Source organism: Cryobacterium sp. MLB-32 (genome assembly GCF_000738085.1).
Taxonomy (GTDB): Bacteria; Actinomycetota; Actinomycetes; order Actinomycetales; family Microbacteriaceae; genus Cryobacterium.
Window position 1 is genome coordinate 1 of record NZ_JPRS01000087.1, and the last position, 11,191, is coordinate 11,191.

General features: G+C 64.7%; 10 protein-coding genes. 2 read left to right on the forward strand and 8 right to left on the reverse strand.

Annotated features, from left to right (window positions below):
• The 8 genes from JF66_RS10480 to JF66_RS10515 form a co-directional block, all read right to left on the reverse strand.
• A partial coding sequence (locus tag JF66_RS10480) for a thymidine phosphorylase (protein WP_035877675.1) occupies window positions 1-1,225 on the reverse strand: 1,225 nt, incomplete at its 3' end.
• A gap of 2 nt (window positions 1,226-1,227) precedes the next feature.
• Complete coding sequence (locus JF66_RS10485) at window positions 1,228-1,635, reverse strand: cytidine deaminase (protein WP_035877676.1); 408 nt, start codon at window positions 1,633-1,635, stop codon at window positions 1,228-1,230.
• Window positions 1,632-2,930 (reverse strand): ABC transporter permease, encoded by a 1,299-nt coding sequence (locus tag JF66_RS10490; RefSeq protein WP_035877677.1) that lies wholly within the window; start codon window positions 2,928-2,930, stop codon window positions 1,632-1,634. The genes JF66_RS10485 and JF66_RS10490 overlap by 4 nt, the downstream gene beginning before the upstream one ends.
• Complete coding sequence (locus JF66_RS10495; RefSeq protein ID WP_081882308.1) at window positions 2,927-4,183, reverse strand: ABC transporter permease; 1,257 nt, start codon at window positions 4,181-4,183, stop codon at window positions 2,927-2,929. The genes JF66_RS10490 and JF66_RS10495 overlap by 4 nt, the downstream gene beginning before the upstream one ends.
• Entirely contained in the window at window positions 4,180-5,706 is a 1,527-nt protein-coding gene (locus JF66_RS10500; RefSeq protein WP_035877678.1) for an ABC transporter ATP-binding protein, read from the reverse strand. The genes JF66_RS10495 and JF66_RS10500 overlap by 4 nt, the downstream gene beginning before the upstream one ends.
• Window positions 5,707-5,839: 133 nt before the next feature.
• Window positions 5,840-6,943, reverse strand: a complete 1,104-nt coding sequence (locus JF66_RS10505; RefSeq protein ID WP_035877679.1) for a BMP family protein — start codon at window positions 6,941-6,943, stop codon at window positions 5,840-5,842.
• 219 nt (window positions 6,944-7,162) lie between these two features.
• Window positions 7,163-8,218, reverse strand: coding sequence for a BMP family protein (locus tag JF66_RS10510; RefSeq protein ID WP_035877680.1), 1,056 nt, complete (start codon window positions 8,216-8,218; stop codon window positions 7,163-7,165).
• Between the two features lie 63 nt (window positions 8,219-8,281).
• Window positions 8,282-9,403 (reverse strand): mannose-1-phosphate guanylyltransferase, encoded by a 1,122-nt coding sequence (locus tag JF66_RS10515; protein WP_035877681.1) that lies wholly within the window; start codon window positions 9,401-9,403, stop codon window positions 8,282-8,284.
• A 90-nt stretch (window positions 9,404-9,493) separates the two neighbouring features.
• On the opposite strand from JF66_RS10515, the gene JF66_RS10520 reads away from it, so the two are divergent.
• The gene (locus JF66_RS10520; protein ID WP_035877682.1) at window positions 9,494-10,648 is read left to right on the forward strand and encodes a glycosyltransferase family 1 protein; all 1,155 of its coding nucleotides are present in this window, start codon (window positions 9,494-9,496) and stop codon (window positions 10,646-10,648) included.
• 115 nt (window positions 10,649-10,763) lie between these two features.
• Window positions 10,764-11,183, forward strand: coding sequence for a succinate dehydrogenase, cytochrome b556 subunit (gene sdhC / locus JF66_RS10525; RefSeq protein ID WP_081882309.1), 420 nt, complete (start codon window positions 10,764-10,766; stop codon window positions 11,181-11,183).
• Window positions 11,184-11,191 lie beyond the last annotated feature (8 nt).

Genomic DNA, 11,191 nt, shown 5'->3' on the forward strand with positions numbered 1-11,191 from the left:
CGACGGCTTCGAGGGCCCGCGCGAAACGCTCGGGCTCGTCGGCGCTGAGCGTGAACAACGGCTGGCCGGCCCGTACGGTGTCGCCAGGCTTGGCGTGCAGGTCGATGCCGGCGGCGTGCTGCACCGGGTCCTGCTTGCGGGCCCGTCCCGCGCCGAGGCGCCACGCCCCAATTCCGAAGGGCAATGCCTGCTGTTCTACGAGCACGCCATCCCGGTCGGCCACAACAACGTGGGTTTCCTTGGCAACCGGCAGCGCGGCATCCGGGTCGCCGCCCTGGGCGCGAATCACGTCGCGCCACTTGTCCATGGCGCGCCCGTCCTTGAGCGCAGCGCCCACGTCGACGCCGGTGATTCCGGCGAGCGAGAGCATCTGCTCGGCCAGAGCGATGGTGAGTTCCACGACATCGGCGGGGCCGCCGCCGGCGAGCACCTCTACTGATTCGCGTACCTCGTTGGCGTTGCCGATGGCGAACCCGAGCGGCACGTTCATGTTCGTGAGCAAAGCGGATGTCGCCACTCCGGCATCCTCGCCGAGCTCGACCATGGTGCGCGCGAGTTCGCGTGAGCGGTTGATGTCTTTGAGGAACGCGCCGGAGCCGAACTTCACGTCAAGGACAAGGGCCTTCGTACCCTCGGCGATCTTCTTGCTCATGATCGACGACGCGATCAGCGGAATCGCCTCGACGGTTCCGGTGATGTCGCGCAGCGCGTACAGCTTGCCGTCGGCGGGGGCGAGTCCGCTGCCCGCGGCGCACACGACGCCGCCGTGGTCGCGCAGTTGGGCGAACATTTCTTCATTGCTGAGGTTGGCTCGCCAACCCGGGATCGACTCAAGCTTGTCGAGGGTTCCGCCGGTGTGGCCGAGGCCGCGACCGGAGAGCTGCGGCACGGCGGCCCCGAAGACGGCCACGAGGGGCATCAGGGGAAGAGTGATCTTGTCGCCGACGCCACCAGTCGAGTGCTTGTCGGTGGTCGGCTTGCCGAGCCCGTCGAAGCTCATCCGCTCGCCGCTGTTGAGCATGGCCATGGTGAGCGCACGAATCTCGCTCCGGCTCATGCCGTTGAGGAAGATGGCCATGGTCATGGCGGCCATCTGCTCGTCGCCCACATACCCACGGGTGTACGCGTCGATCAGCCAGTCGATCTGGGCGGTGCTCAGCTCCCCCTTGTCGCGCTTGGCGTGGATGAGGTCGACGGCGTCGAATGCTTCGAGGGTGGTGCTCATGGTCAAACTCCTGAATTGCGGTAGTCGGCGAGCTGACGGGGGCCGAAGGCATCCGGCAGCACCTCATCGATGGTGCGTGTGCCCGACACGGTCTCGAGCAGCATGCCGTCGGCGGAATGTTCGTAGAGCAGTTGGCGGCACCGTCCGCACGGCATCAGCGTGTTGCCCTTGCCGTCGACACAGGTGAACGCCACGAGGCGCCCTCCGCCGGTCATGTGCAGGCTCGATACCAGGGCGCACTCGGCGCACAGCGTGAGCCCATACGACGCGTTCTCCACGTTGCAGCCACTGACCACCCGCCCGTCGTCGACGAGCGCCGCGGCCCCCACGGGAAATTTCGAGTACGGCACGTAGGCGTGCGTCATGGCCTCGACGGCCACTTGGCGCAGGGAATCCCAGTCGACGATCATGATTTGATGTACGGCTTTCCGGATGCGGCGGGTGGCCGCGATCGGCCGACCAGTCCCGCCACGGCGACGATGGTCACGACGTACGGGAGCATGAGCATGAACTCGCTCGGCACCGGCGAACCGATGATGCTGAGCACACTCTGCAGGTTGCTCGCGAAGCCGAACAGCAGCGCGGCGAGAGTGGCCCGGATCGGATCCCAGCGACCGAAGATCACGGCCGCGAGGGCGATGAAACCGGCGCCAGCCGTCATCTCCTTACCGAACGCGCCCACCGAGCCGAGCGTGAAGTACGCGCCACCCAGACCCACGATCGCTCCAGCGAGCGACACGTTGAGGAAGCGCGTACGGGCCACGTTGATGCCCACGGTGTCGGCAGCCTGCGGATGCTCACCGACGGCCCGCAGACGCAGGCCCCACTTGGTGTGGAAAATGGCGAAGTACACGGCGAAAACGGCCACGTACATGAGGTAGACGATGAGCGTCTGGCGGAACAGCACCGGTCCGATGATCGGGATTTCGCTCAGGAACGGAATGTTGATCCGGTCGAACTTGGGCGGTTGGTTCAGAGTCGCCGCGTTGGGGGCCAGCAGCTGCGAGTACAGGAAGCCGGTAATTCCGGAGACGAGCACGTTCAGCACGACACCGACGATCACCTGGTCGACGAAGTACTTGATGGCAAAGGCCGCCAACACGAACGACACGAGCATGCCGGCCACCATGGCGGCGAGCAGGCCGAGGAGCGGCTGGTTGGTGATCGAAGCGACGAGCGCCGAGGTGAACGCGCCGGCGAGCAGCTGGCCCTCGATGGCGATGTTGACCACGCCGACACGCTCGGAGATGACGCCGCCGAGGGCGCCGAAGATCAGTGGAACGGCGAGGCTGATAGACCCGAAGAGCAGGCCGGGGATCGGGATCGTGGCGCCGGCGGATGCCCAGACCAGAAAGCCGAGGAGAGCCAGAAATGCGAACCCACTGATCAGCCAGACAGAAACCCTGCGGTAGGAATACACGAGCCACAGGGAGAGCAGCGTGAGGGCCAGAAGCAGGACCGTGATGACCACACCGGTTGTCCGCGTGGGCATCGCCACTTCGGGCAGCTGGATGAGGTCGGACGACGTGGACAGCCCCATGGTGCTCACGCCGTCGCGGCCGAAAACAACAAGAAGGATGAAGCTCAGCACCGTGAAGATGCCGAGCGCAATGGGCGTTTTCCAGCTTCGGATCGATCCGACGGCAGAGCCGGCGGCCGACTTCAGCGGTTCGGTGGGCTGACTGGCGGGTGCGATGGTGCTCATTTGGCCGCCACCTCCTGGGAGACGTTCAGGCGAGGCCGGCGCGACGGGGCGCCCGGCGTCGGAAGGTGGAAGATGGCACGCACGAGCGGCGGGGCCGCGATGAACAGCACGATGAGGGCCTGCACGACCACGATGATGTCCACGGGCACACCCTCGGCCGCCTGCATCGTAAAGCTGCCGGCTTTGAAGGCGCCAAAGAGAATTCCGGCCGCAAACACTCCCCATGGCTTGGAGCGTCCGAGCAAGGCAACCGTGATGGCATCGAAGCCGATACTGGAATCAATGCTGGCGCCGAAACCGCTGGTCGACGTACCGAGCACCTGGTTGATGCCGGCAAGCCCCACCAGGCCACCGGAGATGAGCATGGCGTAGACGTAGATGCGTTCCACGGGCATTCCGGCGACCCGGGCGGCGTGCGGGTTCTCCCCCACGGCGCGAAACTGGAAACCGAGATTGGAGCGAGACAACAGCCACCAGGTGAAGATGGTCGCCCCAATCACCAGGATGAATCCGAGGTGCAGGTTGTAGTTCGACCCGAGCAGGTCCGGGAAGATGGCCGTGTCCTTACTGGCCGGGCTCTTCGGATTGTTGGAGCCGGGGGTCTTCAGGAAGCCGTCGCGGAGTAGGTAGCTGACCAGGTAGAAGGCCACGTAGTTGAGCATGATCGTGGTGATCACCTCGTGGGCACCGGTCTTCGCCTTGAGGAGGCCAACGATGCCGCCCCAGAGCGCGCCGCCGAGAACGCCGGCGACGAGTGCCGCCACGAGGTGGATGCCATACGGCAGGTCGAGCGCGAATGCGACCCAGCCGCCGAGTGCCGCGGCGATGAGCATCTGGCCCCGGCCGCCGATGTTGAACATACCCGCACGGAAACCGAGCGCGACACCCAGGCCGGCCGCGATCAGCGGCGTGGCGAAAGTCAGGGTTTCGGTCAGCGGCTTGATGCCGTCGGCGAAGTTATCCCTCTGAAAGTTATAGATCGAGCCCTGGAACAGGGCCGAATAGGCGCCGGACACGGCCTGCCAGATCGCCGAGAGCATGTCCGTGGGACGGGAGAAGAAGTAGCCGGCGGAATCCTGCACATCGGAGTTCGTGAACCCGATCATGATCGCCCCCACGACCAGCGCGAGAACGACCGCGAGCACCGAGATGATGGCGCTTCCCGTGGTGATTTCGCGGAAAGCGGAGTGCCAGCGCCCGGGTTCCTCGGGGACGGGCGTGGTGGTGGTCACGGGGACCTGACTGTCGCTCATACGGCAGCTCCTTCGGTGGTGGTGGGGGCGGGTTCGCCGGCCATCATGAGGCCCAAAACGGATCGATCGGTGTCGCCGGGCACGATGCCGACGATGCGTCCGCGGTACATCACCATGATGCGGTCGGCCAAGGCTGCGACCTCGTCGAGTTCGGTCGAGATCACGATCACCGGTGTGCCGGCATCACGGGTCGCGACAATGCGTTCATGCACGAACTCGATCGAGCCCACGTCGAGACCGCGAGTGGGCTGGGCCGCCACGAACAGGCGCAGCGGTCGACTGAGTTCGCGGGCCAGCACGACTTTCTGCTGGTTGCCTCCGGACAGTCGACCGACGGGGGTTTCGATCCCCTGCGAGCGAACGTCGAATTCCGTCACCTTTTCCTCAGCGAAGGTCTTCAGGTAGTCGAGTTGCAGGCCGAACCGTTTGACGAACGGTTCCGTGTGGAACCGGTCGAGCATGAGGTTTTCGGCGATGGTGAACGATCCGACCAGGCCGTCTTCGGTACGATCCTCAGGCACGAAACCGACCCCGGCATCGAGTACCTTGCGCACCGAATGGCCGCGCAGTGATTCGCCGTCGAGGGTGATCTCGCCGATCACATGGTGCTGCAGTCCCATCAAGGCTTCCGTGAGCTCGGTCTGCCCGTTGCCCTGCACGCCGGCGATCGCCAGGATCTCGCCGGACGACACGGAGAAACTCACGTCGTCCACGACGACCTGGCCACGGGGGTCGATCACAGTGAGGCCCGTCACGACGAGCGCGGGGGCACCGGGCGTCGCGGGCGCCTTGTCCACGGTCAGGTCGACCGCGCGACCCACCATGAGCGTCGCCAGTTCCTCGTTGCTCGCGGTCGGGCTCGCTTCGCCGACGACCTTGCCGAGCCGGATGACCGTGATTCGGTCGGCGACCTCGCGCACCTCACGCAGCTTGTGCGTGATGAACACGATGGAGGTTCCCGAGTCTTTGAGCTGACGCATGATCACCATCAGCTCATCTGTCTCCTGTGGGGTGAGCACCGCGGTGGGCTCGTCGAAGACGAGAACCTTCGCATCGCGAGAGAGCGCCTTGATGATCTCGACCCGCTGCTGCACTCCCACCGGGAGGTCTTCGACGAGGGCATCCGGATCAATGTCGAAACCGAACCTGTCGGAGATCTCGCGCACCCGTTGGCGCGCGGCCGTGAGGTCGAGGCGACCGCCGGATCTGGTCTCCTCGTTGCCGAGCATGACGTTCTCGGCCACCGTGAATACCGGGATGAGCATGAAGTGCTGGTGCACCATGCCGATTCCGGCACTCATCGCGTCACCGGGACCGGCGAATCGCACGACCTTATCGTCGAGCAGAATCTCGCCCTCCTCGGCCCGATACAGGCCATAAAGAACGTTCATCAGCGTGGACTTGCCTGCGCCGTTCTCGCCCAGAAGAGCGTGGATCTCGCCGGGTTCGACCACGAGGTTGATGGTGTCGTTGGCGATCAACGCACCAAACCGCTTCGTGATGCCGCGGAGTTCGAGCTTCATGTTTACCAATTCTCTTGAGTGGCCGAGAAAAACCAGTCAGGTCGAGCGAACGAAAGCAGGGAGGCCAGCAAAGCTGACCTCCCCGGTTTCGCATCGATGCGGTGCTGCGTTAGTGCGGGAACTGCGGGTACTGCTACTTCGGGGTGGATTCCGAGGTCACGACGATGTCGCCGCTGATGATCGAGGCCTTGAGTGCGTCGATCTCGGTCATGAGGGCCGGGTCAACCTTGGACTCGAAGTTGTGCAGCGGGGCGAGGAGCACGCCACCGTTCTCCAGGGTGCCCACGTAGGCGTCGGCGGAGAAGGTGCCACCGGCGGCGTCGACGATGATCTGCTTGGTGGCATCCGCCATCTGCTTCATCACGGAGGTGAGGTAGAGGGCTTCGAACTCGGGAGTGGTCTCGAACAGGTCGCTGTCGACACCGACGATGGCGACGTCCTTGCCGGAGTCGGTGATCGCCTGTGCGGTGCCCTGGAAGAGCGGTCCGGCGACGGGGAGGATGATGTCGGCGCCCTGATCGATGAGGCCCTGGCTGAGGGTCTTGCCCGCGGCGATGTCATCGAAGCTGCCGGCGAAGCTGCCGGTCTGTGCTGCCTTGTCCCAGCCGAGCACGGAGACGGTGGTTCCCTTGTCTTCGTTGTACTTGGCGACGCCGTCAACGAAGCCGTCCATGAAGATGGTGACCGACGGGAACTGCTGTCCGCCGTAGGTTCCGACGATTCCGGTCTTGGTGGTGCCGGCCGCGAGGTAGCCCGCGAGGTAGGCGGCCTGCGCGGTGTCGTAGAGAACAGGCTTCACGTTGTCGAGCGTCAGCGGGCTGAAGTCGTCGTTCGAGAGCGCGGAGTCGATGATCGCGAACTGAATGTCGGGGTTCGCCTGGGCAGCATCGCGCGTGGCGTTGGCGAGGGCGAAGCCGACCGTGAGGATGAAGTTACAGCCCTGATCGACCATGCTGGTCACGTTTCCGGTGTACTGGTCGGCCGTGGTGGACTCGGCCTCCTTGAACTCGACACCGAGTTCGTCGGCCGCGGCGACGATGCCGTCGTAGCTCGACTGGTTGAACGACCTGTCGTTGAACCCGCCGAAGTCGGAGACGATGCAGGGGAGGAAATCGGAGGTCGCAGCGTTGGATCCGGAACCGGCATCGGTGGGGGCGGGCGCACAGGCGGCAAGAAGGGCCACTACGCCGAACATGGCAAGTCCGCCGAGCGCGGCCTTGCGGGTCGAGATTGTCAAAATGACCTCCAGGGGTGCTGCCCTGCGAGGTTCGCCGGGGCTGTGGAAATCAACGTTACATAATGTTGCGCTGCTCAGATGAGCAAAGTGGCGCACAAGCCGAATGGTTATAAACCCGCTACATTCCGGAAACAAATTTGCTCATATGAGCACGTTTTATCTCTTTTTTGCAGTTATTCCGGCACGAAGTCTCAACTTTCTGTCGTGGAAGGCATCCGCTCAGCCGGGCGTGGAGGGTGAGGTGACGGTGAGCGTCCCGTCGATGATGGAGGCGCGAAGCGCGTCGACTTCGCCGGCAAGCTCGCTGGGCACTCGATCGACGAAGTCATGGAAGGACGCGAGGCCCACACCACCGTTGGCCAGGGTTCCCACATACGGCGCGGGTGCGAAGGTTCCGGCCACGTCGTCGCCCACAATGGCGACAACCGCCGCCTGGGTGTTCTTCAGCACACTCGTCAGCAGTACCGGTTTGAACTCGGCGGGCAGGCTCTCGTAGCCGTCGTTGTCGACCCAGATGATGGCGACGCCCGTCGCTTCCACGGCCGCCGCGGCAGCACCCTCCCCCACCTGGCCGGCGACGGGCATGATCACGTCGGCGCCCTGGTCGATGAGGCTCTGCGCGTAGGCCTTGCCCTTGTTGACGTCTTCAAAGTCGCCGGTGAACAGGCCGTCCTGGGTGGCTTTGTCCCAGCCCAGCACCGCGACACTGGTGTCGTGCGTGGAGTTGTACCGGGCGACACCGTCGGCGAAGCCGTCCATGAAGAGGGTCACCGGTGGCTGATTTCCGCCGCCGAAGGTCGCCACGATTCCCGTCGTGCTGACCCCCGCGGCGAGGTACCCGGCCAGGAAAGACGCCTGCGCGGTGTCGAAGACGATGGGTTTCACGTTCGGCGCGTCCACGAACTCATCCACGATGGCAAAGTGCGTGTCGGGGCTCTTCGTCGCTTCTGCGAGCGTGGCATCGGCGAGTTCGTACCCGACGGTGAGGATGAACTGGCATCCGGTGGCCACGGCCTCCGTCACGTTGGGTGCGAGGTCATTCGCCGACGTCGAGACGATCGCGTTGGCGTCGATCGAATAGGTCGTCGCGGCCTGCTGCAGCCCTTCCCAGCTGGACTGGTTGAACGATCGGTCTTCGAGGCCGCCGGAGTTGGTGACCATGCGGGCGCAATAGTCCGGTGCCGCCGCATCCGTTGTCGCCGCGGGTGCCGGCGCGCATCCGGCCAGCAGCAGAGCGGATGCCGCGAGGGCGAAAACAGCGATCACACGACGCATGGAACTCCTGACGATTAAGAAGGAATCCTAGCGACAACCCGACATCAGGCGTCGAACAGTGCCCTACAGCACGTCGCTGGAGCCGGAGAGCTTGAGCGCGTCGACGACGGCCTTCACCTTTTGCGCGTTCGCGCTCGTGGTGACGAGCAGGGCGTCCGGGGTGTCGATCACGACGATGTCCTCGACGCCGATGAGGGCAATCATGCGTCCGGTGTGGCTCACCACGATGCCGCTCGATGAGTCGGCGAGCACGCGCGCTCCCTCGCCGAGGATCGCGAGGTTGGCCTTGCGTCCGCCGGAGTGCAGCTTGGCGATGGAGGCGAAGTCGCCCACATCGTCCCACTCGAACTGCCCGGGGATCACCACGAGCTTGCCGGCCGCAGCGGCGGGTTCGGCCACCGAGTAGTCGATCGCGATCTTCTTGAGCCGCGGCCAGACGCGGTCGACGACGGCACCTCGACGCGGGGTGTCCCAGGCTTCGGCAAGTTCGAGCAGGCCGGCGAGCAGCTCGGGCTCGCTCGCGCCGATCTCTTCGAGGAGGCGGTCGGCCCGGGCAATGAACATGCCGGCGTTCCAGAGATACGTGCCTTCGGCGAGATAACGCTCGGCAACCTCCGGCTCGGGCTTTTCCACGAACGAATCGACCGACAGCGCGGTCTCGGCGCCGGGGATGTCCATCGGACCGTCGCTCTTGATGTAACCGAAGCCGATGGACGCTTCGGTGGGGCGGATGCCGATGGTCACGATGTAGCCGGCGTCTGCCGCGGAGACAGCCTCGTGCACCGCCGAACGGAACAGGGAGTCTCCGGTGATCACGTGGTCGGCGGGGAACGACCCGATGATGACGCCCGGCGCGCGCTGCTCGAGGATTGCCGCGGCCAGGCCGATGGCGGCGGTCGAATCGCGTGGCTCGCTTTCGAGTACCACGTTGGGGTCGTGCAGCTCCGGCAGCTGCTTCTCGACCGCGGCCCGGTGAGCGCGTCCGGTGACCACCATGATGCGCTGGTCCCCATTGATCGGGGCGAGCCGGTCCCACGTGTCGCGCAGCAGGGTCTGGCCGGAGCCGGTGAGGTCGTGCAGAAACTTGGGGGCATCCGCTCGGGACAACGGCCAGAGACGAGAGCCGATCCCGCCCGCCGGGATCACACTGTAGAAGCGGTCGAGGGCATCGGGGAGCGAAGGCATGGGCCCATGTTATCGCCAGCCCGCCGCAGCCACCCCACAGGTTCACCGGGCATTCACCGGCACGCCACGGGGCGCGCATATTCTCGCATCATGCGAGTCGCACTCATCAGCGAAAGTTTCCTTCCCACCATCAGCGGAGTCACGACGAGCGTGTGCAAGGTGCTGGAGCACCTCGCCGAAAACGGCCATGACGCGATCGTCATCGCCCCGTACGGCGCCCCACGTGAATACGCGGGTTTCCCGGTTCACACGGTGCCGGCCATCGCCTATCGCCAATTCCCCGTCGGTCTGCCCAGCCCGCACGTGCAACGACTCCTCGCGGACTTCCGGCCCGACGTGGTGCATGCGGCCAGCCCGTTCCTGCTGGGCGCGCAGGGCATCGCGGCCGCGAATCGTCTCGGCATCCCGTCTGTCGCCATTTTTCAAACGGATGTCGCCGGGTACGCCGCTCGCAACCACCTCGGTCAGGCCACCGCGCTTGCGTGGCGGTATGTCAAGTGGGTGCACGACGGAGCGAGCCGCACCCTCGTGCCCTCGTCGGCGTCGATGAGCGACCTCGTTCGAATGCGCGTTCCTCACCTCGCGCTGTGGACCCGGGGCGTTGACCTCGTCGGCTTCCACCCCAATCGACGGAATTCATCCGAGGCCAGAATTTTACGGCAGAAAATCGCCCCCAAAAATGAGGTCATCGTGGGCTACGTCGGACGCATGGCCCCCGAGAAACAGGTCGAGCGATTTCGGGCTCTCCGTGGCCTTGCGGGCATCCGGGTCGCCCTGGTGGGCGACGGTCCCTCCGAGCCGCAGATCGCCCGCGCACTGGCCGGCATGCCCGTCACCTGGCTCGGTCGACTGGCCGGCGACGACCTCGCCACCGCCTATGCCAGCTTCGACATATTTGTGCACGCCGGCACGGAAGAAACATTCGGCCAGACCCTGCAGGAAGCACACGCATCCGGTCTGCCAGTGGTCGCGCCGGCCGCCGGCGGGCCCATCGACCTGGTCACTCACGGCCAAAACGGCTACCTGTTCGCGCCCGATTCCGAGCCCCATCTGCGGCAGTGCGTGGAGCAACTGGTGAACGATTCCGGCCTGCGCAATCGGATGGGAGAAGCGGGTCGCCGGACCGTTCTCGGACGCTCCTGGCACAACGTCTGCGCCACCCTTCTTGAGCACTACGAAGGGGTCATCGACGAGCGCGCGGCCGTGAACGCCACCACCCTCGTTCCTTTGTCTTTACAACGATAGCTCCCGCTGCGCGGCATCTGTTTCGTCGCACACATGGTTAGACTGTTGGACGGGCTCATTGAGCCTGACCGGTCTCGTTTGAGGCGTAAAACTATTCAGCCAGGGAGGGTTGTTCATGCCTAATAAATCGGCAGGAACCCTGACAGCTCAGCAGAAGACGACATCACGTCGCCCCGCCGGCACTTTGTACCGGGGCAACGAAGGAATGTGGTCGTGGGTTCTGCACCGGATCACCGGTGTCGCGATCTTCTTCTTCTTGCTGGTTCACATTCTCGACACGGCATTGATCCGGGTGAGTCCGGAAGCCTACAACGCGGTGATCTCGCAGTATCAGACGCCCATCATGGGGCTCGGTGAGGTGGCCCTCGTGGCCGCCATCGTGTTCCACGCTTTCAACGGGCTCCGCATCATTCTGATCGACTTCTGGAACGCCAAGTACCAGAAGGTCATGTTTTATGTGGTGATCGGACTGTGGGTCATCACGATGCTCGGTTTCGCTCCGCGCCACCTCATCAACGTGTTCAGCGAACACTAGGGGGAATG

What these genes read in the sequence shown, in the direction of transcription:
- sdhC (WP_081882309.1), top strand. Translation starts at nt 10,764, where the DNA reads ATGCCTAATAAATCGGCAGGAACCCTGACAGCTCAGCAGAAGACGACA.
- JF66_RS10515 (WP_035877681.1), bottom strand. Translation starts at nt 9,403, where the DNA reads ATGCCTTCGCTCCCCGATGCCCTCGACCGCTTCTACAGTGTGATCCCG.
- JF66_RS10510 (WP_035877680.1), bottom strand. Translation starts at nt 8,218, where the DNA reads ATGCGTCGTGTGATCGCTGTTTTCGCCCTCGCGGCATCCGCTCTGCTG.
- JF66_RS10485 (WP_035877676.1), bottom strand. Translation starts at nt 1,635, where the DNA reads ATGATCGTCGACTGGGATTCCCTGCGCCAAGTGGCCGTCGAGGCCATG.
- JF66_RS10490 (WP_035877677.1), bottom strand. Translation starts at nt 2,930, where the DNA reads ATGAGCACCATCGCACCCGCCAGTCAGCCCACCGAACCGCTGAAGTCG.
- JF66_RS10520 (WP_035877682.1), top strand. Translation starts at nt 9,494, where the DNA reads ATGCGAGTCGCACTCATCAGCGAAAGTTTCCTTCCCACCATCAGCGGA.
- JF66_RS10495 (WP_081882308.1), bottom strand. Translation starts at nt 4,183, where the DNA reads ATGAGCGACAGTCAGGTCCCCGTGACCACCACCACGCCCGTCCCCGAG.
- JF66_RS10500 (WP_035877678.1), bottom strand. Translation starts at nt 5,706, where the DNA reads ATGAAGCTCGAACTCCGCGGCATCACGAAGCGGTTTGGTGCGTTGATC.